The 24,073-nt window shown below is 41.0% G+C and carries 10 protein-coding genes; 1 reads left to right on the top strand and 9 read right to left on the bottom strand.

Annotated elements, in window-relative coordinates:
• Nucleotides 1-29: 29 nt before the first annotated feature.
• From NYE79_RS03775 to NYE79_RS03760, 4 genes are read right to left on the bottom strand one after another with little or no spacing between them, the layout of a single operon-like run.
• On the bottom strand, nucleotides 30-2,084 hold the full coding sequence (locus NYE79_RS03775; RefSeq protein WP_216728270.1) for a cation:proton antiporter: 2,055 nt from the start codon (nucleotides 2,082-2,084) through the stop codon (nucleotides 30-32).
• 11 nt (nucleotides 2,085-2,095) lie between these two features.
• Nucleotides 2,096-2,350, bottom strand: a complete 255-nt coding sequence (locus NYE79_RS03770) for a hypothetical protein (protein WP_216728269.1) — start codon at nucleotides 2,348-2,350, stop codon at nucleotides 2,096-2,098.
• The gene (locus NYE79_RS03765; RefSeq protein ID WP_216728268.1) at nucleotides 2,343-2,900 is read right to left on the bottom strand and encodes a class I SAM-dependent methyltransferase; all 558 of its coding nucleotides are present in this window, start codon (nucleotides 2,898-2,900) and stop codon (nucleotides 2,343-2,345) included. The genes NYE79_RS03770 and NYE79_RS03765 overlap by 8 nt, the downstream gene beginning before the upstream one ends.
• Nucleotides 2,884-3,840 carry a TIGR01212 family radical SAM protein gene (locus NYE79_RS03760; RefSeq protein WP_216728267.1) on the bottom strand — a complete coding sequence of 319 codons (957 nt, stop codon included), beginning with the start codon at nucleotides 3,838-3,840 and terminating at the stop codon, nucleotides 2,884-2,886. Before NYE79_RS03760 ends, NYE79_RS03765 begins: the two co-directional genes overlap by 17 nt.
• Before the next feature lie 91 nt (nucleotides 3,841-3,931).
• On the opposite strand from NYE79_RS03760, the gene NYE79_RS03755 reads away from it, so the two are divergent.
• Entirely contained in the window at nucleotides 3,932-4,291 is a 360-nt protein-coding gene (locus NYE79_RS03755) for a DUF3397 family protein (protein WP_216728266.1), read from the top strand.
• A gap of 81 nt (nucleotides 4,292-4,372) precedes the next feature.
• Here NYE79_RS03755 and NYE79_RS03750 read toward each other — a convergent pair whose 3' ends face one another.
• The 5 genes from NYE79_RS03750 to NYE79_RS03730 all read right to left on the bottom strand — a co-directional run bounded on the left by NYE79_RS03750 (nucleotide 4,373) and on the right by NYE79_RS03730 (nucleotide 24,066).
• On the bottom strand, nucleotides 4,373-5,113 hold the full coding sequence (locus tag NYE79_RS03750; RefSeq protein ID WP_216728265.1) for a class I SAM-dependent methyltransferase: 741 nt from the start codon (nucleotides 5,111-5,113) through the stop codon (nucleotides 4,373-4,375).
• Nucleotides 5,114-5,318: 205 nt separating this feature from the next.
• The gene (locus NYE79_RS03745; protein ID WP_216728264.1) at nucleotides 5,319-8,957 is read right to left on the bottom strand and encodes a Cna B-type domain-containing protein; all 3,639 of its coding nucleotides are present in this window, start codon (nucleotides 8,955-8,957) and stop codon (nucleotides 5,319-5,321) included.
• 593 nt (nucleotides 8,958-9,550) lie between these two features.
• A complete protein-coding gene (locus NYE79_RS03740) occupies nucleotides 9,551-15,373 on the bottom strand; it encodes a SpaA isopeptide-forming pilin-related protein (RefSeq protein WP_339293801.1) in 5,823 nt (1,940 codons plus the stop codon).
• Nucleotides 15,374-15,821: 448 nt separating this feature from the next.
• Nucleotides 15,822-23,060 (bottom strand): LPXTG-anchored adhesin/beta-galactosidase BgaA, encoded by a 7,239-nt coding sequence (gene bgaA / locus NYE79_RS03735; protein ID WP_339293800.1) that lies wholly within the window; start codon nucleotides 23,058-23,060, stop codon nucleotides 15,822-15,824.
• 250 nt (nucleotides 23,061-23,310) lie between these two features.
• Nucleotides 23,311-24,066, bottom strand: coding sequence for an SDR family NAD(P)-dependent oxidoreductase (locus tag NYE79_RS03730; protein WP_216728953.1), 756 nt, complete (start codon nucleotides 24,064-24,066; stop codon nucleotides 23,311-23,313).
• Nucleotides 24,067-24,073: the final 7 nt, after the last annotated feature.

Raw genomic sequence — 24,073 nt, 5'->3', positions numbered from 1 at the left:
GTTCCATCCTCCGTCATTTTCTTCATCATCTAAGTTCTTCTGATTAAATCTAGCATATCATAAGGCAAGGTATTTGCAGCCTCTTTCAGAGAATAATTTTCTAAATTATTCACATTTTGTCGTAGTTTTTTGGCATACTTGGCTGTTATCAGTTTAGCTTCTTCGTATTCAAAGATTGCCTTACGTTCGAGATAGTAGCCTCGTAGCATTTCATCGATATTGTTTGGCTTGATGCGATTGATAACCCGCTCAACAAAGGCACCACTTCCGATAATGGCCGTCTCGCGTAGACGAGACTCTTGCATAAAGCTAATCAGAGAACTCTTGTAAACCCCTTTGAGGTTTTCCAAACTCTCGATAATCAGCTCTGTATTTTCCAAATACAACTCTGAAATCTGATCATAGTCAACTGCTAGTAGTTTACGAGATTCTTCGTTCATCCAACTACGAAAAGTTTTGCCAAAGGTAAACATTTCATGGAGTAGAAAGCGCAGTATCCGTAAGGAAACTAGGAAGTAATAAGTCACTCTAGAAGCGAAATTCCGATTGATACTCTGCTCCATGTTTTTTAGGTAACGTTGGTAAACTCGATAGCCACGCTCACTGATTCTATTTTCTTCGTAGGCTTGCTCCAAACCGTCACTCTCAATACTCAAGATAAGAAGCTTGAGGGACTCCCAGTCCTCTTGGACTCTCTTATTTTCCAGACTAAGGATGAGGTTTTCAATCCGACCATGATAGTTATCAATAGCTGCATAAAGAGGAAGTTTGTTCTTGTGATGGTCCAGCTCTTTTTCTAATTCTGCAGCTACATCATTCAAAATCGCAATATGCATCAAATGATCCTTGCTTTCCTCTTGTTCCTCAGATAAGTGAGGGAGAACCAATAAACCTGTTAGAAAGCTCAACAGTGTAACGCTTGCTACAAGGAAGAGTAAGAGAGGGTATTCCTGCTCCAAATGACTTGGTATGAGGAGAATGGTCGCGATAGATACTGTCCCTTTGACACCAGAGAAGGTCAAAAGAAGCATATCTTTCATGTACTTATGAATTTTTTTCTTAAGTCGACGCGTCCTCACAAAGTAAAAACCAGCAATCATGACAAAGCGGATCGCAAAGAGTAAGAATGTCAGCACGACAACTGAAATCAGTAAAAGAAGGGGATTGTAGAGAGAATTAGACAAAATCGGCTCTGCAATCAATTCTAATTCCATTCCCAAGAGAACAAAGACTGATCCATTTAGCATAAAGGTCACGGTGTGCCAGACGGTCTCCGTCACGGTGTCTACCTGAGCCTCAAGGAGCGTAATCTTTTTGAATCGACTGGCCTTCAAAATACCTGCAACCACTACTGCGATAATCCCTGAAACATGAAACTCTTCTGCGATAAAAAAGGTCATGAGTGGCAAACTTAGCTCTAGCAATAGTTCACTGGCTATATCTATCGCTCGTACACTCAGCAAAAAACTATGCAAGAAACGATTGACCATAGCCGTCACAAAACCGACTACAAAACCACCAAGGATAGAAAGTGCTAGGGAAGTTCCAGCTTGGCTGAAAGAAAAAGTTCCTGTTGTCCAAGCGGCCAGAGCCATCTGAAAGGCAACCAAACCAGAAGCGTCATTTAAGAGCCCTTCCCCTTTTAGAATATTAGAAACCCGTTTAGGAAAACGAAAACGTTCAGAAAGAGATGCGAAGGCAACCAAATCTGTTGGCCCAAGTGCCGCTCCAACTGCTAAACAGGCAGCCAAAGGAAGAGTCATCCAAAGGAAGTGAGCCATGCCCCCTAAACTTAAGGTCGAGATAAAAATCACAGGAAAAATCAGAAAGACAACAATCCGCCAGTGCTTCAAAATGGACGTAATATCAGCTTCTTCTGCCTCCCGGAAAAGTAAGGGACCAATAACCATGGCCAGAAACAGCTCTGTATTGAGATGAAAGTCCGCATCGGGAACAAATAAACCAATCCCAATCCCCAAAAGGATTTGTACAAGAGGAAGGGGCAAAAAAGGGAGAAGTTTATTGGTCGTGGTTGAAATGATTAAGACAAATAAAAATAGAATCAAGTAAATGAGTAATTCCACACAATTCCTCCTTAATCTTTTTTACAACAAGATTCAAAAATCTCCTTTTGCTCTTGGATTTTCTGATCAATCTTAGAACAGTCTTTGTGCTCAATTTTTTTCTGGCATCGTTCCATTTCAAGAGCCACTAATTTTTTCTTGATTTTAAGCATTTTCTTGCTCATATGTGCTTCGTCGAGCACTCCGACTGCTCGCTCGTGATGCGTTGACTCGACAAAATTTTGGCGCATTGACTCAAGCTTCTCACGAAGGTATTGTTTATCCATGTCTATACCTTTCTAATTTTTCAATCATAACTAAAAACGGTGGATTGTTAACTTGATTGAGAGTCCGATAAATGGCAGCTGTATACTCTTGTTGGTTCAACTGGCTAACAAACTCCAATACAGCATCCCTCTCAGTATCTCCTCCTTCATGACCATAGTAGATCATGATCGCAATCCGTCCCCCCTTGACAAGCAAATGACACAGCTTTTCTAATGCTTCGATAGTAGTCTGAGGTTGAGTGATAACGGATTTGTCAGCAGAAGGCAGATAACCCAGATTAAAAATCCCTGCCTTAGCTTCTGTCACAAACTGTTCTAGTGTCTCATGCCCTTTCAAGATTAACTGGGCATTTTTCATTCCAGCCTGATCCAAACGCTCTTGGGTTTTCTCCAAAGCCTGCTCCTGGATATCAAAGGCATAGACTTGCTTGGCTAACTTGGCTAAAAATAGCGTATCATGACCATTGCCCATGGTCGCATCCACTACAATATCCTCTTTTGTCACAACTTCCGCCAAAAAATCATGCGCCATCTCAAGTGGTCTTTTCATTTTTAAACTCCTGTTTTACAGCCTTGCATCCTTGCACACTTCCACGACGGCGCATCTCAGTTTCAATAGCATTTAGCACTTCCCATTTATTGAGGCTCCACATGGGACCTATCAGCATATCTCTCGGTGCATCTCCTGTAATTCGATGGATGACGATATGCTTGGGAATGATTTCTAGTTGGTCACAAATGACCTTGACATACTCATCCTGACTCATCAGTTGCAAGCGTCCTTCGTGGTAATCTCGCTGCATCCGTGTATTGGTCATGAGGTGAAGCAAGTGCAGTTTAATTCCTTGAATATCATTGTCCGTGACACAACGGCGTACATTTTCAATCATCATCTCATGAGTCTCACCGGGCAAACCATTGATCAAATGGGAAACAATCTCAATCTTGGGATATTTCCTCAAGCGTTTTACTGTTTCCACATACAATTCATAAGAATGGGCACGGTTAATCAGGTCAGAGGTTGCTTCAAAGGTTGTCTGTAAGCCCAATTCTACCGTCACATGCATGCGTTCCGATAACTCAGCCAAATATTCGATAGTTTCATCGGGTAAACAGTCTGGCCGTGTTCCGATATTGATTCCCACTACACCTGGCTCGTTGATAGCCTGCTCATATCGCTCCCGAATCACTTCCACCTTTTCATGGGTGTTAGTAAAGTTTTGGAAATAAACCAGATACTTTTTAACTTCTGGCCACTTGCGGTGCATAAAGTCAATTTCCTTATAAAATTGCTCACGGATAGGGGCATCCGGTGCCACGATGGCATCTCCAGAACCTGAAACCGTACAAAAAGTACAACCACCGTGAGCTACAGTTCCATCCCGATTGGGACAGTCAAATCCCGCATCAATAGGAACTTTGAAAGTCTTTTCTCCAAAAAGTTTTCGATAATAATCATTCAAGGTATTATAAGATTTCATAACTTTCATTATAACAAAAAACACCTACAATCTCAAAAGCCTGACTTTCCTACAAATTCCCTTGTTTCTCATTTCCTTTAGCGTTTTTTTATGATACAATATGGGTATGATTTTAATGAAAATAGCATCTATTTTATTATTGATATTAACCTTGGTGGTTTGCTTTATTGTCACCAAGCTTTTCGGACTTAGGAAAATAGGATTTAATTTCGCGGATCTAGCTTTTCCACTGTTGATATTTGAGTACTATCTGATTACTGCTAAAGCCTTTACCCACAACTTTCTACCGCGACTTGGTGTCGCACTTTCTCTCCTAGCAATCCTCCTTGTAATCTTTTTCCTTGTCAAAAAACGAAGTTTTTATTACCCTAAATTCATCAAATTCTTCTGGAGAGCCGGTTTTCTCCTTACCTTAATCATCTATATAGCTATGATTGTCGAATTGATGATGCTCCCATAAAAAAACATTCCCTCAGACAGCTGTCTAAGGGAATGTTTTTATCTTCATACTTACTTTCTAAGCTCTACCAAGATACTTTTTTTATTTCCTAAATGTTAAGGCGTAGAATTTACCATCCCAAAGAAGTTTCATTTCCTTTTCCTTAACTTCACTTGGAACAGCATTCTCAATTTCACTCAAATCAACAGTAGCGTCTTTAAAATAATCCTTACTAAAATGATTTTTCTTATATTGCTGATCCACATAGTCAGCCGTCTCATCTGCGATTAAAATTTTGGTTCCTGGCTTCGCCACTCGTAGCATTTCCTGCATAGCCTTGGCCTTATCATTGAAAAAATTGATTCCGCCAATATGGTAGACAATGTCAAAACTATTATCCGCAAAGGGTAGTTCCTCCGCGCAAGCATGGAAAAGTTGCAAATTGGTCTTTTTAGCGCAAGATCTCTGGCATTTTTTTAGCATACTGATAGAAATATCTACCCCTACAAAGTCTAAACTTTTCAGGTCAATTGTCTCAGGAATATAACGGAGGTCTTGACCAGTCCCTATAGAGACATAAAGAACAGATAAATTATCTTTCCATTCTATTTCCTCCATCAGATCCCTTCTCAACTTATCAATCGCCTTGCCGTGGAGAAGTGGTCCTATCCATTTCTCACTCATATCGTACCAGCGAGCCATACGGTTATACATGGTCATGTATTTAGCATTATCTCCAGATAGATAATCTGGATTAAGAGACAGATAGATAGCCCCTTCTTTTTGAAAATTTTCTACCTCTAAACCTGACTTCAATTTATCTTGTAATCTTGTTTCAATCATATGCAACATCTCCTTTTTTATTTGTCACTTATTATAGAGGATTTCGTAGCGAAAACAATAGCTTTTCAGTAAGTGGCAACTATCCACTTGTATCCGGTAGTAGAACCAGGGTCAGTTACAAAAAAAAAGTGCCAATTTCCATTGACACTTGTTTCCACTTTTAAACTGTGTTGCAAAATTTCGTGAAAGATACCGTTTAAAAAACTTAATCTTCTTTTTTGCGTCTTGCCAAGAATCCTGTTCCCAATCCAAGAAGGGCGATTCCAGCTACTAGAGCCACTTGGTTAGACTCGCTTCCTGTATTAGGCAATTCCCCACCTTTTTTAGGCTTACCTGGTTCATTTGGTTTGCCAGGTGTTGGTTTTTCAGGAGTGTGCGTATTTGTAATGTTGTAACCTTCTACTGAAGCTGTATAACCATCTGGAACATTCACTTCTTCAACAGTGTAGGCAATCTCCTTACCTTCTTGATAACGATCAAGACCTGTAAACTCATAAGTCCAGCCACTTGTTTCTGACACTATAGCTGTCTGACCAGTTTCCTTACCATCTGCAAGAAGTTTTACGGTGATAGATGCTGGACGGATGCCATCTTTGTTATCTTCATCTTTCCAGATCTTCTTACCTTTTACAGATGTTTTCTCTGGTGTGTGGGTGTTGGTCACATTCATACCAGTTTCAGTAGCTGTGTAACCTGTAGGAACACCAACTTCTTTGACTGTGTACTCGATTGCTTTACCATTTTGGTAACGATCCAGTTCAGTGAATTCATACTTCCAACCTGTTTCAGCTGTTGCGATTGCTATCTTGCCAGTTTCTTTACCATTGGCAAGAAGAGCGACAGTGATAGATGCTGGACGGATACGATCTTGGTCGTTATTATCAATCCAGGTCTTTTGTCCACTTACAGCAATTTTTTCTGGTGTATATTCATTGGTAATGGTGTACTTGCCATCCTTATCTGTAGTGATGGTTGCTTTGTATTCTGTCATAGCAGTTTCTTTGACAGTATACTTGATTTCTTTACCATTCTTATACTTAGGAAGTTTTTTAGATTCGAACTTCCAGCCAGTTTTTTCTGAAACTTCAATTTCTTGAACAACCTTGTCGCCGTTAAGAATTTGAACTTTCACAGATGTTGTACGTTTACCGTCTTGGTTGTTGTTATCTTTCCACACCTTAGTTCCTGAAAGGATGACTGTATCTGGATTGTGAGTGTTTGTCACTACTTGACCAGTCACAGAGGCTTCGTAACCAGCTGGTACATCCACTTCCTTGATAGAATAGGTGATTTCTTTTCCAGCTTCGTATTGTGGAAGATTGGTGAAGGATGCTACCCAAGTGTTATCGTCTGTCTTATCCTTAGCTGTTAAGGTCAATTTCTTACCTTCAACGGCTACTGGATCTGCAACTCCTACTTTTTTGTAAAGTTGAACCGTTACGGACTCAGGACGTTTACCGTCTTGGTTGTTGGCATCGTTCCATACTTTTGTTACCTTGTAGTCAATTTCTTTAGGAGCATATTTGTTTGTGATGGTAAAGTCTGTAATAGTAGCTTCGTATTCTGCTACGGCTTCTTCTGTTACAGTGTATTTGATTTCTTTACCAGCTTTATATTTTGCTAATTTTTCGAATGTAGCAGTCCATGTTCCGTCTGCAGCAGCCTGAATTTCTTTCGATGCTACTTTCTCACCGTCTGCTAAAAGATTGATTGTAATCTTAGTCGGACGTTTGCCGTCTTGGTTGTTGGCATCTTCCCAGTTCTTAGTTGCTTTTACATCAACTGTTTCTGGTGAATAGCTATTTGTGATAGTGAATCCTGATGCAGCGTCACCAGTAACTTCTGAAGTGTAACTAGGAACAGTTACTTCTACTACAGTGTACTGGATAGGTGTGCCGCCTTTATCAGCATCAAGGTCTTTGAAGCTTCCAGCCCAACCATTTGCTTCAGTCAATTCAAGTGTTTTTCCAGTATCTTGGCCATCTGCAAGCAATTTAACTGTGATAGAAGATGGACGTTTACCATCTTGGTTGTTCTTATCATCCCATTTTTTCTTCACAGAAACTTCCGTTTTTGCTGGAGTATAAGCGTTTTCGAAAGCTTTTTCATCATCGTAAGAAACAGTTGCTTCAAGTGCACCTTTACCCTTGTCCGTTACAGTAACTGTAGCCGTAACAGTTTTAGTGTCGTACTTGATGCCTGTATCACTGCCAGCTTTTTCAGCAATTTTAAAGGTATAAGTCCCTGCTTTGTCGAATTCCAATTCTGAGAAAGCAATGTTTCCGTCTTTGTCATTCTTCACAGTTTCTTTCACCTTACCATCTTGGTCTGTTAAAGTGAATTCAAACTCTTCAGCCTTCAACTCACGTCCTGTAAGTTTTTTATTAGCTTTAATCTTAGCTTTAGCTTTGCTACGTTTATTTGTAACTGTTTTGATAGCTCCATCTTGTCCAACAGTCATCTCAAATGGAGTAGGATTCAACTCATATCCCTCAGGAGCCTCAATCTCGGTTACCGTAAAGTTCCCTTTCTTGATATCACTTTCTGAGTAAATAGATGACTCAGCAATTCCGTCATCATTTGTCGTTACAATTTCCTCTTTAGCCGTAGCTCCTGCCGGAGGAGTAATCTTGAATTTTGCTCCTTTTAGACGGTCATGAGTCAGCTCGTCGACCTTGTAAAGAATGATACGGTAACCAGTTTCTAACTGAATTGTACCGCCTGAAGCAACTACTGAGTTTCCGATTTGCTTAACGACTGTCTTATTACTATAGTCGTCATATGTAAGAATCTGGTCATCACCCTTCATTTCAGCATTGTTTTGGACTTGCGTGCCATCAGCTGGAGCACTTGTTTTATAATTAATTCGAAATGCTGCTGGTTTCCCGTTCTTCGCAAGAATTGAAGATGCATTGTTAATTGTTAAAGTAAATTCTGTGTAAGAATCATTCCATTTTACTTGGTAATCCTTACCAGCTTCTAAAACCACCTCATCTTTAAAGTAATAAGATTTATCGTACCAACCTGCCGTAACTTTAAATGTTTCAGGAATCATCTGCATCGGTGAGGCATTTGGGTCAACCCAGTCATGAATTTCAATTTTGTTATAGGCAGCTTGTTTAGGATTAGCTCGAACATACCAACTGTGTAAATATTGTCCACTCTTATTTAGAGCACTAGATGTCCAATCCTCTTTGTAAATCAGACCATGATACTTACTGAAATTAGCACGTCCAATTCCTTCAGAATAATCAGAGGCTTCCCCTTTTTTGACCTTAATTTGATGGGTAATTTCATTTATAGTTTCCGTCTTATCAAAACGGAGCGTTTCATTGCTTAATTCATTTTTAGAACTAAAACCAACAAAGAAATTTCCTTTAACGTTTTGGACTTGATAGCCACCTTTTTTCTCAAGATAGGTTTTCAGATTTTTTAATGTAATAGTCGCCTTACCACCATTATTATCCCCGTTTGATACAATTTGAGTTTCTCCGATAACGAGATCTGTTTCCTTATCTTTTAAATCAAAAGTTTCATTTCTAACAGTTAAAGGGCTCGGAACAGTAAAGGTAAAGGTATCACCGTCCTCTAATTTACCATCATAGGCGCTCAAATCGTAATCAACAGTGAATTTATAATTTGAGTAGTTATGATGTTCAGGAGAAAGTGTATAAACACCATTCGCATCTGGTTTTATAAACTTACCATTATCAACCTCCCAAATTCCAATATTACTGATAACGTTCTTCAGTTCCTTTGCTTGAACTGAATTTGGAGCAAAGATTATCCCTAGCAAACAGGCCAGAGAAGTTAGGATGGGTAACCAAAATTTCTTGTTCTTCATAATCTTCCTTTCTAAATTACCGAAAACATTAAAACGACAAACTATGATTATAAAATCTCAACACTCATCTCCTTTCGAATTCGTTGAAATCCATGAGGGTTATTGAATAAGTTACATCATATTAACATGTTTCATAACTATATGTGAGTGCAATATTTATCATATTTGTTCTATTTTTAATATAGAAACCTCCTTTAATTTCATTATAAAACAAAATTAACTTTTTTTGTAATATTATGAGGTTATTGCCTTTTGAAAATATTGACACAGTGTAAAATTACTGCCATAAAAATTAATTCTTTCATCAGACTGAAGTTTCTTTAAGTATAGTGAACACTTACGAACAACTTCTCTTTTAAACAAACAGAAAGGAACAATGCACAAAACGTTCCATTTATTTATAAGTTTGATACACCTTAATAATTATCCAAACTATTTTATATAAGTAAAAATCAGAAGAGATTTAGCAATAGTCATACACCATACTGGTAAATAGTTTAATTTAGCATATTTCATTATTCTGAATCATAGAAAAAAGACCAGGAGGTTATCCCTGATCTTTCTTTACTGTACTTATTGGCTACTAAATGAGATTAGTCTTCTTTTCTTCGTTTAGTTGCTACAAGACCTGCACCTAAAGCTAGAAGAGCTAAACCTGCTGCTAATGCAGCTTGTCCAGATTCACTTCCAGTGTTTGGTAGGTTAGGATTTTCTGGTTCAGTTTGGTCCGTTACTACTAACTTACCATCCTTAAACTCAACCTGATTTCCACTAGCATTTACCACTGTTACAGTTCCGTCGTAGTTAACTTGGAATGTAATATCTGTTACTGCTAAGTATCCAGTTGGAGCGGCCTCTTCATGGAAAGTATATACTCCCGGAGTCAAATCAAATACATGTGATTGTTTGGCTTTTGAAGTCCATTCAGCCACAGGATTACCTGCAACTTTTTCTCCACGGAAAATTTGGATTTTAGCTCCCGCGATTTCTTCACCTGCTAGGTTTACCTTACTGAAGGTGATCTTACGTGGAAGGTCATCGTCTTTATCGGTTACAGTTACAGTTGAGCCGTTGGTTACGACCTTGTTGTCTTCACCCTTAGAGTCTTTCTCTCCGACATTGGTTACTTCTACTGTTCCGTCAGTTTTCACTTTGAAAGTAATATCTGTTACTTTGAGGTAACCGGTTGGAGCGGCTTCCTCATGGAAGGTGTAAGTGCCTGGAGCCAAGTTGAGATCTTTAGACTTACCAGCTTCAGATGTCCAGCTTTCTACGGCTGTGCCTTCTGCCTTGTCGCCCTTGTAAATCTTGATTTGAGCGCCTGCAATTTCTGTACCACCAAGGTTAACTTTACTGAAAGTAATGGCTTTTGGACTATCATCGTCTTTATCCGTTACTGTAACAGTTGAGCCGTTGGTTACGACCTTGTTGTCTTCACCCTTAGAGTCTTTTTCTCCAACATTGGTCACTTCCACTGTGCCGTCAGTTTTGACTTGGAAAGTGATATCGGTTACTTTGAGGTAGCCTGTTGGGGCTGCTTCCTCATGGAAGGTGTAAGTGCCTGGAGCCAAGTTGAGATCTTTAGACTTACCAGCTTCAGATGTCCAGCTTTCTACGGCTGTGCCTTCTGCCTTATCGCCCTTGTAGATCTTGATTTGAGCGCCTGCGATTTCTGTTCCACCAAGGCTAACCTTGCTGAAGGTAATCTTACGTGGAAGGTCATCGTCTTTATCGGTTACAGTTACAGTTGAACCGTTTGTGGCAACTTTGTTTTCTTCACCCTTAGAGTCTTTCTCACCAACGTTGGTCACTTCCACTGTGCCATCATGTTTGACTTGGAAAGTGATATCGGTTACTTTGAGGTAGCCTGTTGGAGCGGCTTCCTCATGGAAGGTGTAAGTACCTGGAGCCAAGTTGAGATCTTTAGACTTACCAGCTTCTGAAGTCCAGCTTTCTACAGCTGTGCCTTCTGCCTTATCGCCTTTGTAGATCTTGATTTGAGCGCCTGCGATTTCTGTTCCACCAAGGCTAACCTTGCTGAAGGTAATCTTACGTGGAAGGTCATCATCTTTATCGGTTACAGTTACTTTAGAACCATTGGTTACGACTGTATTGTCCTCGCCTTTAGCATCCTTAGTACCAACATTTGTCACTTCCACTGTGCCATCATGTTTGACTTGGAAAGTGATGTCCGTTACTTTGAGGTATCCAGTTGGGGCTGCTTCCTCATGGAAGGTGTAAGTACCTGGAGCCAAATTCAAGTCTTTAGACTTACCAGCTTCTGAAGTCCAGCTTTCTACGGCTGTGCCTTCTGCTTTATCGCCCTTGTAAATCTTGATTTGAGCGCCTGCGATTTCTGTTCCACCAAGGCTAACCTTGCTAAAGGTAATCTTACGTGGAAGGTCATCGTCTTTATCGGTTACAGTTACAGTTGAACCGTTTGTGGCAACTTTGTTTTCTTCACCCTTAGAGTCTTTCTCACCAACGTTTGTCACTTCCACTGTGCCATCATGTTTGACTTGGAAAGTGATATCGGTTACTTTGAGGTAGCCTGTTGGAGCGGCTTCCTCATGGAAGGTGTAAGTACCTGGAGCCAAGTTGAGATCTTTAGACTTACCAGCTTCTGAAGTCCAGCTTTCTACAGCTGTGCCTTCTGCCTTATCGCCTTTGTAGATCTTGATTTGAGCGCCTGCGATTTCTGTTCCACCAAGGCTAACCTTGCTGAAGGTAATCTTACGTGGTAGGTCATCATCTTTATCGGTTACAGTTACTTTAGAACCATTGGTTACGACTTTGTTTTCTTCACCTTTAGAGTCTTTTTCTCCAACATTTGTCACTTCCACTGTGCCATCATGTTTGACTTGGAAAGTGATGTCCGTTACTTTGAGGTAACCAGTTGGAGCTGCTTCCTCATGGAAGGTGTAAGTGCCAGGCGCCAAGTTGAGATCTTTAGACTTACCAGCTTCTGAAGTCCAGCTTTCTACGGCTGTGCCTTCTGCCTTATCGCCCTTGTAGATCTTGATTTGAGCTCCTGCGATTTCTGTTCCACCAAGGCTAACCTTGCTAAAGGTAATCTTACGTGGAAGGTCATCGTCTTTATCCGTTACAGTTACTGTTGAGCCGTTGGTTACGACTTTGTTTTCTTCACCTTTAGAGTCTTTTTCACCAACGTTTGTCACTTCCACTGTGCCATCATGTTTGACTTGGAAAGTGATGTCCGTTACTTTGAGGTAACCAGTTGGAGCTGCTTCCTCATGGAAGGTGTAAGTACCTGGGGCCAAGTTGAGATCTTTAGATTTACCAGCTTCTGAAGTCCAGCTTTCTACGGCTGTACCTTCTGCCTTATCGCCCTTGTAGATCTTAATCTCTGCACCTGCGATTTCTGTTCCACCAAGATTGACTTTACTGAAGGTAATCTTACGTGGAAGGTCATCATCTTTATCAGTTACAGTTACAGTTGAACCGTTGGTTACGACCTTGTTGTCTTCACCCTTAGAGTCTTTCTCACCAACGTTTGTCACTTCCACTGTGCCGTCATGTTTGACTTGGAAAGTGATGTCCGTTACTTTGAGGTAACCAGTTGGAGCTGCTTCCTCATGGAAGGTGTAAGTACCTGGGGCCAAGTTGAGATCTTTAGACTTACCAGCTTCTGAAGTCCAGCTTTCTACGGCTGTGCCTTCTGCCTTGTCGCCCTTGTAGATCTTGATTTGAGCGCCTGCGATTTCCGTACCACCAAGGCTAACCTTACTGAAGGTAATCTTACGTGGAAGGTCATCATCTTTATCAGTTACAGTTACAGTTGAACCGTTGGTTACGACCTTGTTGTCTTCACCCTTAGAGTCTTTCTCGCCGACATTGGTTACTTCTACTGTTCCGTCAGTTTTCACTTTGAAAGTAATATCTGTTACTTTGAGGTAGCCTGTTGGAGCGGCTTCCTCATGGAAGGTATAAGTACCTGGTGCCAAGTTGAGATCTTTAGACTTACCAGCTTCAGATGTCCAGCTTTCTACGGCTGTGCCTTCTGCCTTGTCGCCCTTGTAGATCTTGATTTGAGCGCCTGCGATTTCTTCTCCACCAAGGCTAACCTTACTGAAGGTAATCTTACGTGGGCTATCGTCATCTTTATCAGTGACTTTAATAGTTGAACCGTCAGTTACAACTGTATTGTCCTCACCTTTAGCATCTTTGGTACCAACATTCGTCACTTTAACTGTTCCGTCATAGTTAACTTTAAAAGTGATATCCGTTACTTTGAGGTAACCAGTTGGGGCTGCTTCCTCATGGAAGGTGTAAGTACCTGGGGCCAAGCTCAATTCTTTAGACTTACCAGCTTCTGAAGTCCAGCTTTCTACAGCTGTGCCTTCTGCCTTATCGCCTTTGAAGATCTTGATTTGTGCTCCTGCGATTTCAACCCCACCAAGACTAATTTTACTGAACGTGATTTTACGAGCTACATCGTCATCTTTATCAGTAACTGTCAGAGTTGAATTTTGGGCTACAACACGATTGTCTTCACCTTTAGAATCTTTTTCACCTACTTTTGTCACTTCAACAGTACCGTTAGGTTTAACTTGGAAAGTGATATCCGTTACTTTGAGGTAACCAGTTGGGGCTGCTTCCTCATGGAAAGTGTAAGTACCTGGAGCCAAGTTGAGATCTTTAGACTTACCAGCTTCAGATGTCCAGCTTTCTACGGCTGTGCCTTCTGCCTTGTCGCCCTTGTAGATCTTAATCTGTGCACCAGCGATTTCATTCCCTCCAAGGTTTACCTTACTGAAGGTAATTGGTTTTGGACTAGTATCCTCTTTATCGGTAATAGTCAGAACTGGACCAGCTGCAAGAACAGTGTCATCAGCTCCCTTATTCTTAATAGTGGTAGAACCGTCAGCATTAACAGTAAAAGTAATATCTCCTACAATTTGATATCCCTCTGGAGCATCGAACTCTCTTAGAGTGTAGGTCCCTGGTGCCAGCTTAATCACTTTAGAAGCGTCAGCTACAGTAGTCCAGTCTGCAACAGGTGCCTCTTCAAGATTGACTGTATCTCCGCTATAGATTTTAAGTTCCGCACCTGGGATTTCTTTCCCATTTGGATCCACCTTTTTGAAAGTAATCTCTTTCTCAGTTGGTGTCTTTGGAGGTGTCTTCTTATTTTCAATTCGACGTTCTACAGATTTGTCTGAGCCAAACTCATCTGGAGAAATTTTAATATCTTCAGTTAGTTTGTCATAGCCAAAAGGAGCGGTTACTTCACGAATCGTATAGTTATCTCGTAGCAATCTACCTACACTAGCGTTACCATCAGGACCTGTTGTCAATCGTCCAACAACGGCTTGGTTACGATCACGAATTACTTCAAAAACTGCACCTTGCAAAGGTTGGCCTGCTTCGTCTACCTTATGAATTTTAATGGTGAAAACATATCCTTCCGCAACACCACCTGCAATCTGGTAGGTACGTGTGCTGGTTGATTGTTCATTCTCACTTCCATTGTAGCTCATGTTGGCTACGTTCGTGATTTCCTCACCATCGACTAGATCATAATTCGCTTTAGCTCGATACTCGATCATATAACCAAAACCATTAGTATCTCCTAAAGGAAGGGTGAAACCATCACCATTCGCATTTACCACTAGTTGGTTTTTAAAGGTTTCAGTCATATCCTGAGCATCGGACCATTTCCAGTCTCCGTTATTCCAGCTCCAGTTTACTTTATAAATACGAAAAGTATCTGGTAGGAATGTCATATTTGGAGAAGAGAAAGCATCTTTGATAGTGACATCACTGTAGTTCGCCATATTGCGGTTTACAGTAATGTTATAACGGATTACATTTTTCTCGTCATCCTTGAATTGGAAGGAACTCTTTTCAATTTTAGAGTCGTATTTCCCTGGAGGGCCGTTATAACGGATCTTTCCTGCAAATAGAACTCTATGGCCTACTGTAACGTTGACATCAACGTCTTTTTCTTCTGAAACAACGTCATGGTCAACTCGGACATAGACAAAGAATTTCCCCCTAACGCCAGAATTATTCTCAACAAATTTTGTATAAGTGAGAGTAATTGTTTTGCTATCTGCATCTAAACGACCAGTAGCTACAAGATTGTTAGAAGCATCTCGTAATTCAATGTCTGAAGAGTTTGAAAATGTAATCTCTGATGGCAATTGAAGTGTTGTTGTATCACCTTCATGCACCGTATTATCTGGCAAAACAAAATCTGCAGTAAGACGGAATTCTTGCCAAATATCCAACCCTTGCGTTAAAGCTTCACCAGATCTGTTTTCAACACCAACACTAGTGATAACATCATTATACTCTGCCGCACGTACTTGCGTAAGAGGGGCAAACGATTGGAGAATAACTCCCAAACAAAGAATAAGAATCTGAATCCAAGATCTTATTTTCTTGTTCATTTAATCTTCCTTTCTTATAATATTCAGTTGTAAATGTACAATGTAATAGTAAACTAAATGATTGTCCCCAACTAATCACCATTCTCCTTTTTCAAGTGAAAATTATTAGCCACATTACATACACATTTTATCATACTATGAAGAAAAAGGCTAGGACTATCAAACAAATTTTTACAGAATAATTTATTTTTTCTCTCTATTAAGAAATGATCCTTTTCCTTTAAATTTACTCGTTGACAAGCCAGTATATACCAGTTAAAAACCAATACGATAAACAGTATTTTTTTTGCACATTTTATTTTAAAAATGCATTTTCACTTATTTAAATACGTCTTTTAGGATTGCATTGTTTATGCCAACATTACTAAATGATTTTTCTGTCATAAAAAAGACCAGGAAAACCTGGTCTTTCTTAGTCACCACTAGATTCATATTCTAGCTAGTGCCTCTAATCTTCTTTTTTACCTTTAGTGGCCACTAGACCTGCACTCAAGCCAAGAAGAGCTAGGCCTGCTGCTAGAGCTGCTTGACTTTCTGCACTTCCTGTATTTGGTAACTGTTCTTTTTGAACCTGACTAGCTTCATTTGAAGAAATTTCTTTTGTATCTGCTTTTTCTGATACTTGTGGTTTTGTAGATTTTTGAGGTACTGGTTTAGTTGTTTCACTAGCCGTACCAACTTCTACAATGCGATCTTGAGCCATGACTTTATCATAGCTTTCTTTTTCAGTTCGCTTGCCATTTTCAACTTCGATCAAGTGAACACGGATACCTTTTTGACCTTCTTGGAGAACACGAGTTTGACCCAATGGAAGCTGATCATTCTTTTGTTCCTGAACCTTGAAATCAATTGTTTCTTCTTCGATTACAAGTTCTGGTCTGTTAAGGACTAGGTTCTTCACTTCATCTTCTGGAAGAGAAGTTCCTGGTTTAGTGCCAACTTCTACTATACGATCTTGAGCAGCGACTTTATCGTAAGTTTCTTTAAGCTGACGTTTTCCATTTTCCACTTCAATCAAGTGAAGACGAATACCTTTTTGACCTTCTTGTAGGACACGAGTTTCTCCTAGGTACAACTTATCAGACTTACGCTCCTGAACCTTGAAGTCGATGGTTTCTTCTTCGACTATAAGTTCGGGTCTGTCGAGGACAAGGTTCTTCACTTCGTCTTCCGGAAGAGAGGTTCCTGGTTTTGTTCCGACCAAGACGATGCGGTCTGTCGGAGTCTCTACCACTTCACGGAGTTTTTCTTCCTTACTTCCACTAGGATTAACCGCTGTGAAGATCCGTTCCTTACCAACTTTTCCTTCTTGTTCTACACGAGTTTCACCTAGATACAGGGTTGAATCCTTTTTCTCAACTGTCTTATAGGCCAAATTTTTTTCAACAAATTCGAGTTTTGGAAGTTCCTCTTGTACAGCAGCAACAGTCTTCTCAGAAACTGGTTTTTCCTTAGTCAAGTGGATACGGTATTCCTTGACTTGTTTTCCACTTTCTGAAACAAAGCGAACAAGTACTGGAAGGCTATCGTCTCCGCTATCTACAACTGTTGAAGCTACTTGATTGCTTTCTTCGACTGAGACTTTTGGACGTTGACCTTTATAGGTGATTTGGTAGTCTTGACGATCTTCAGCGAAATCAGGAAGCTCTTTTCCATCTACAAGAATCTTCGATTGGGTACTTTCTTGAGGCAATTCACTTGGTGCAAGGAAGGTCATCTCAATCATCGCAACACCGCTCTTGTCAGCTTTACGCTCCATACGCCATCTCATGGCTTTGGCTTTGACAGCTTTAAATGTTACGTTGATTTCATCACCAGCTGCAATGTCTTTATCCGCACGATAAGGCACAGTTTCCCAATTTTCTGGATTGTTGAATGGATGGCCTGCGTCGTAGGCTTGATAGTTTGAATAGTAGGTAGGTACTTCAAAGTCTGGGCCAATATAGCGTTCCAAAACGAGTTTAGATGGGGCATCCGTACCACTATCTGCAAAGAAATGAAGTTTGGCTTGCGCAACAGTCCGTTCTACAATCTTACCATTTTCACGGAAAATCACACCCGCTGATACCTCTGGGTTAGAAGATGGTGTTGGAGACCAGTTTGTCCAACGACGATTTTCTGAATGATTTCCGTCATTGAGATAGTCCACACGGTCATGGGAGTTTCTATCAATGTCGTTAGTGGCTGAAGCAAAGGCGCGGTTACTATTTTCATCATACTCTGGGTTATTTGAAAGAGCTTCACCAAGTTTGTCTGTCACTCGTACAGTGAACTCAGCAACAAGATCACTACCAAGGACACGACCTCGAACGGTAAATTGACCTGCTTTTGTCAGATTTTCTGCTGGAACTTCTTCCCATTCAACTGCCAAATCTTTTGTTTCGTAACCGTCTTTACCTGTGAAGTAAACAGGAAGCTTAGTTGGCAATTCAAGCGGTTGCCCTACTTGTAGTAAGCGAGCTTGTTTGACCGCGGCAACTGGTTTACGAGAGAGCAAGTCTTTATTGCTTGTAAAGTGTAGACGGTATTCTCCTAGGATGTCACCATTTTCAGCTTTCGCGATAACACGAACTGGCTCACCTTCACGAACGCTTGGAACGACGGTAGCGAGACCATTGTTGCTAACACTTGCTGTTACTGCAGGAACTTTTCCATCTACAGACTCAAGATAGTAGTCTGTCAAATCAGGATTGAAGTTTGCTAAGTCTTTACCGTCAACTTGGATTCTTGTTTGTCCTTGTTTGGCTGCTGCGACTTGTTTCGCAAAAATTTGTACTTCTGTGATAGACGTTCCTTTCTTGCTATCAAGTCGAACCATACGAATGCGAACCGCATAGGTCTCAACTTTATCAAAGCTAAAATGATTCATTTCTCCAGCTTTTAATTGAGCTGGTGCTTTGAGATTGCTTACCTCTTTCCAGTTTGCAGGATCATTAAAGGCATGGTTTTCCTCACCTACAAAGCTAGGGTTTTTAGGGGCTGTTGGAACGGTCTTACCGACATAATATTCAATCACATAAGACTTCGGTACACCAACTCCGTGGTCTTCGTGGAATCCGACACTTAAGTTATCAACAGAGCGTTTGCTCAAAATACCTGAATCTCCGAATAGGACACCAACTGAAGCTTCTGGATTAGTACGGTTCCAGTTTGTCCAACGGTTAGCTGGGCGGTCATTAAAGGAAATCAATTTATCGTTGACGTTTGAAACAGGATCAGTTGGATTTGAGTCTGAAGCAAAGGCAAGTGGCAATTCTGAACCGGTCCATTGGTCAGAAATATTTGCTCCCTTCTCAGTTTGAGCAGATACGCGAACATGAAGTTTAGTTGTTAATTGCGTACCTTCTAGGCGACCATTAACTGTAAAGACACCTTCCTTGGCGTATTGGTCTGGACGAATCGTATCCCATGTAACCTTAGCTGATGAAACGTGACCATTTGAATCGTAGGTGCGAACACTTTCTGGTAATTGCGGCGCTTCTGCAATTGGAGTTGTCACACTGACTTCTTCAACTGAAACGATGCCTTCTACAGAGACTTTTGCACGCGCCTCAAGGTCAATACCTTCAACTTTACCTAGAACTTCAAAGGTTTGATAGGAGTCGAGTTTTTCTTTTGGAATGGCTTGCCATGTGACTTTGTGGGCTTTAGGGAAACCTTTGTCATACTCAACTGTTACTGTTGCTGGAAGGCTTGGTTCTTGATGCAAGTCTGTTACTACGTTCACTGGACGAATAGATTGCGCAATCTTCTTCTCTGTGTTGGCTTGGATCGTGAGATCGATTTGACCTCTAGCCCCCTCATATTCTGCTTTGAGAGTGACTGTTCCTGGCCTATGTAACTCAAGCATTCCTTTACGAACTGCGACTTCCCCTTCACCACTTGTAGAGAAGTTTACTTTATCAGCTGGTAAAACTGCTTGTGTTCCGTCTTGATAGTGAGCGAGTACAGACAATTTCACTGTTTGGTCTTCTTTAAGACCGTCAGCTTGCTCCACTTGTAGGCTCAAGTGGTCAATTTTCGGTGCTTCTTCAAGGAATTGAATTGCATAGGTTTGAAGAGGTCCACCATCTTTTGGTTGAACATAGATGCTTGCACGCATGCCGTTTGCTGCACTTGCTTGGACTACAGTAACATCCGCATTTTCAGCACTTGCTACAACTTCTGGCAAGGATGCACCGTAAGCAAGAGTTCGATATTGCATTGGATTTTGAGTAGTAAGACCAGTGACAGATTCGCCACCAACCGTTACAGTTGGTACTGCAGGTGCCACAGGATTGCCTTCTTCTACCACAAGAGTAGCATGAATGGTTTCTCCTCCTAGTTGGCCAGTCATTTGAATACGTGATCCTGCAACTGACAGTTTAGCTTTATCTGCTTCCGAAATCTCCCACTTATCAACTTCGTATTCTTGTACGCTTCCATCCGTAACAGCAATAGAAACGTATTTATCAACAGCGCTCAAGTCTGTTCCTGGAGCAACACGCTTAACAGTTGGAAGCTCATTTGCGATTGCTAGAATTTCGACACGGGCCTCAACTTCGCGTCCGTCTGCCATACCTTTAACAGTCACAACTCCTGCTTGGCTCACATCAACTGAAGACCAAGTTACTGGACGTTTTTCACGACTGCCATCACTGTAGATAAAACCGACTGTCTTCGGCATTTTTGGCTCTTTCTCAATAACAGTACGTACTTTTGGTACTTCTGTACCTAAAACAGTCTTTTCTTGTCCTTCTTTCTTACCTGTAAAGACAGTGACTTGGTCCGATTTCAAGAGATCTGAATGAGCTGTCAGTGTGAATTTACCTGCTTGCTCAGTTGATTTAACAATGGCAACCCCTTTACCGTTAAAGGCTCTGCGAATCCAAGAACCATCTGCTTGTGCCTTATAACGTTCACGGCTGGCTTGTTCCCCATTATCTACACCGACAAGTTGACCTTGGCCATGTAATTGGAAGCGAACCAGATTATTAGCAGTTGGTACCACATTTCCTTCACTGTCTACGATTTCATAGTAGATGTAGGTCAAGTCTTTTCCATCTGCTGCGATTGCGTGTTCTTCCTTGACGAGGCGAACTCCTGCAGGTTGGCCTGCAGTAGTGATCTTATCACGTGCAATTTCTTTTCCAGCTTCATCGCGAGCTACAGCTTCTAAAGTACCTGGTTGGTAAGCAACCTTCCACTCAAGGTAGAGTTCCTTGGCATTGGCACCTTCTTGGTAGGTACGGCCATCACTGGTTTGTTTTTTGTTAAATTTCTTAACTCCAAGAGATTGACCATTCAAGAACAATTCAACGCTTGCAGCGTTTGAGTAAGCACGAACTGGGATTTTTCCGTCTGAATCTTCAACTTTCGATGCCAATTCTCTATTTTCCCAGTTCCAGTGAGGAAGAAGGTGTACCATCGGTTTCTTCTTGGCAGAAACCCATTGGCTTTGGTAGAGATAAAAGTCATGTTTTGGAATACCGGCTGTATCTACGATACCAAAGTAAGAGCTCTTAACGGGAGTTTGGTTTTGGTTGTGCCATGGTGTAGGTTCACCGATATAGTCCGTACCTGTCCAGATAAACTGTCCAGCATAGCCAGCGTTGTCACGGTCAAATGTCCATGAATCTGTTGCCGTTTTACCCCAGCCAACTCGGTCATTACCATAGTCAGACTGTTCGTAATGGCGCTCAGGTCCGTTACTATGTTTCAATTCCTGTTCAGGGCGATAGTAACTTCCACGTGTACGGGTAGCTGAAGATGTTTCCGAACCGTAAATCAACCAGTTTGGATGTTTCGCACGAAGTTTCTTGTAGTTGTCTTCTGAATAGTTGAAACCAACTGCATCCAGTTCATTAGCAATTTTCTCATGATCACCGCTACCATCACCAAAGCGGAACTTATCTGCTCCCATGGTAACATAACGTGTAGTATCAACATCTTTAATCACTTTTACTAAGCGTTTAACCGTTGCAAGAGAGTGAGCATTACCATTGGCTTCACCGATTTCGTTTCCGATAGACCACATGAAGACAGCTGGGTTGTTTTTATCTCTTTCGACCATGGTACGAAGATCATAGTCAGACCATTTTTCACCTTTTCTAGCTTCTGGGTGAGTAGCGTCTTTTTCAAAGAAACGTCCGTAGTCATAAGGTTTCTTACCACCATACCAAGTATCAAAGGCCTCTTCCTGAACGAGCAAACCAAGTTCTGCTGCGATTTGCAAGGTCTGTGGACTTGCAGGGTTATGAGTTGTACGGATGGCGTTAACGCCCATCTCCTTCATTTGTTTGAGACGACGGTATTCTGCCTTATAGTTTTCTTCTGCTCCAAGCGCTCCGTGGTCATGGTGTAAGGAAACACCATGGAATTTAATTCGTTCACCATTCAAAGAGAATCCTTCATTTGGAGTCCAATGATAGTAACGGTAACCAAACAGATCCTTCTTAGCATCAACCAATTGACCGTCACGGTATACACGCGTAATCAATTCGTACAAGGCAGGTTTGTCATTTAAAACGGTCCAGAGTTTTGGTTGTTCAACTTCTAAAATCGCATCTAGGCTTGTTGATTCATGTGCTTTCAAGGTACGGCTCGCTGTACGAACCAAACCTGTTACAGCCTGACCACCACGTTCAACGATTTGATACTCTGCCACCAGTTCATGGTCTTTATCATCTGTATTGACGATTTTGCTGGCCACATGCGTTTCAACCTTGCCATGTTGCTGTTGTTCTAGTTTTGGTGTTAAGATAGTTGTTCCATTTTTTTCAACATGAACCTTATCAGTCACTTGCAAGGTTACATCACGGTAGATACCACTACCTGAGTACCAACGGCTACTTGGCTGTTTGTTAACCGCATGGACAGCAATCACATTCTCACGACCATCTTTGTGAAGGTATTTGGTGATATCGTATGAGAACTGGTTATAACCATTTGGATAATGCCCCACTAACTGGCCATTGACATAGACTTGAGAGTCCATATAGACACCATCAAAGGTCACTCGAACATTTTTCTTGAGATCTTTTTCATCAAGTTTAAAAGTCTTGCGATACCAAGCTTCACCACCATTGAGCTGTCCACCCTCGTTTTGGGCAGGTGACTGATGGTCAAAATCGTTAAAGATACTCCAGTCGTGTGGGAGATCCAATTTTTGCCATGTTGATACATCTGCATCTGATTTCACAGCTTCTTTAGGATTCGCATTGAGTTTAAAGTGCCAATTTTGATTAAAATTCACTTTTCTATCTTCAATCATTTGATTCACTTCTTCATTTGTAGCAGCTTTCAACTCTTCCTTGACAGGCTTTTCCTGACTTGAAGCTTGAGATTCTACCTTTGGAGCTGTTTCTTCAGGTTTTAGAGATGCTTTCTCCTCTTTTGGAGCTACAGGTTCCTCTTCTTTCTTCTCTGGTTTGCTTGCTTCAATTGGAGCAGCTTGACTTTGGTCGACACTTGCAGCAGCCTTGTGCTCTGCTACAGCTTGATCTTCTTTTTCCTCCACTGCCGGACTTTCCTCTTTTGCTTGTTCCACAGTGTGGGTGATAGGAGTTTCATCCGCGAAAACTGGTGATTCTCCAATGACACTTCCTCCAAATAGAACCGCACAGGTTCCAATCATGACAGAGCAAGCGCCTACGGCAAACTTACGAATGCTGTAGACTCTTTTACGATTCCAATGGCCTTTTTCCATAAAATCCTCCTTTAGTAACCGCTTCCATTTTCTTGTAAGCGTATTACTTTTTCATAGCCTTTTACCCTTATTTTATAAAATAATATAGGAAATTTCAATACCCTAAACACAAAAAATCATATTTTTGATTGTTTTTTCTAAAATTTGTAGAAGATTCGAAAAAAGTGAATGTAGATTTAGAACAAAAACAAACAAATTTTTGACACTCAGATCAATATTATAAAAAAGTTCCTTTTGTAAGGAACTCCTTTTACTTATAATTAAAGATTCCCCCTGCCAACTTATCAGCTAGCTTAGGAAAGAGGGTATAAAACTTATGGGCTAGGTTCAACAAAACTGGGAGATTGAGTTCCCGTTTGTTTTTTCCTATGATTCTGACAATCTTTCTAGCGACTGCATCTGGTTCTAAGAGAAAGCGGTCAACAGACTTGAGGTAGCTTCCATCTGGGTCTGCCTGGTCAAAAAATCCTGTACGGATAGGACCTGGATTAACAGTCGTCACATAGACACCATAGGGCATCAGTTCAAGGCGTAGAGCATTGGAAAAACCAATAGCCGCAAACTTAGTCGCTGAGTAGAGACTGGATTTCCCTGTAGCCATCAAGCCTGCCATGCTAACGATATTGATGATATGCCCTTTTCGGCTCTTCTTCATATGACGAGCAATAAGACGAGACAGGTTCATCAAGGCAAAGGTATTGACCTCGAATATCTGGTGAATGTCTTTGTCAGAAATCTTGTCAAATTCTTCAAAAATTCCGTAACCAGCATTGTTAATCAAGACATCAATCTTTCCATAGCGAAGATAGACGTCTGCTACCAGAGTTTCTAGGGCTGAAGCATCAGTAATATCAATCTCAACTAATTCTGTGTGAGAATGATTTCCGTAGAGCTGAGCTAATTTTTCCTTATTTCTACCTAGTAAGATGAGTTGGTCATCTGGCAAAAGTTTGACCATTTCTTGGGCTAAGCCACCGCTAGCACCTGTAATGAGAATTGTTCGCATACTTATC

Source organism: Streptococcus sp. FSL W8-0197, from assembly GCF_037963785.1.
Classification (GTDB): Bacteria; Bacillota; Bacilli; order Lactobacillales; family Streptococcaceae; genus Streptococcus; species Streptococcus oralis_CQ.
This window is presented reverse-complemented; position numbering and strand designations above follow the sequence as displayed.

Bases quoted from the DNA above. Each gene is read 5' to 3' on its own strand.
- NYE79_RS03770 (WP_216728269.1), bottom strand. From the start codon at position 2,350: ATGGATAAACAATACCTTCGTGAGAAGCTTGAGTCAATGCGCCAAAAT.
- NYE79_RS03765 (WP_216728268.1), bottom strand. From the start codon at position 2,900: ATGAAAAGACCACTTGAGATGGCGCATGATTTTTTGGCGGAAGTTGTG.
- NYE79_RS03760 (WP_216728267.1), bottom strand. From the start codon at position 3,840: ATGAAAGTTATGAAATCTTATAATACCTTGAATGATTATTATCGAAAA.
- NYE79_RS03755 (WP_216728266.1), top strand. From the start codon at position 3,932: ATGGGTATGATTTTAATGAAAATAGCATCTATTTTATTATTGATATTA.
- NYE79_RS03750 (WP_216728265.1), bottom strand. From the start codon at position 5,113: ATGATTGAAACAAGATTACAAGATAAATTGAAGTCAGGTTTAGAGGTA.
- NYE79_RS03745 (WP_216728264.1), bottom strand. From the start codon at position 8,957: ATGAAGAACAAGAAATTTTGGTTACCCATCCTAACTTCTCTGGCCTGT.
- NYE79_RS03740 (WP_339293801.1), bottom strand. From the start codon at position 15,373: ATGAACAAGAAAATAAGATCTTGGATTCAGATTCTTATTCTTTGTTTG.
- bgaA (WP_339293800.1), bottom strand. From the start codon at position 23,060: ATGGAAAAAGGCCATTGGAATCGTAAAAGAGTCTACAGCATTCGTAAG.
- NYE79_RS03730 (WP_216728953.1), bottom strand. From the start codon at position 24,066: ATGCGAACAATTCTCATTACAGGTGCTAGCGGTGGCTTAGCCCAAGAA.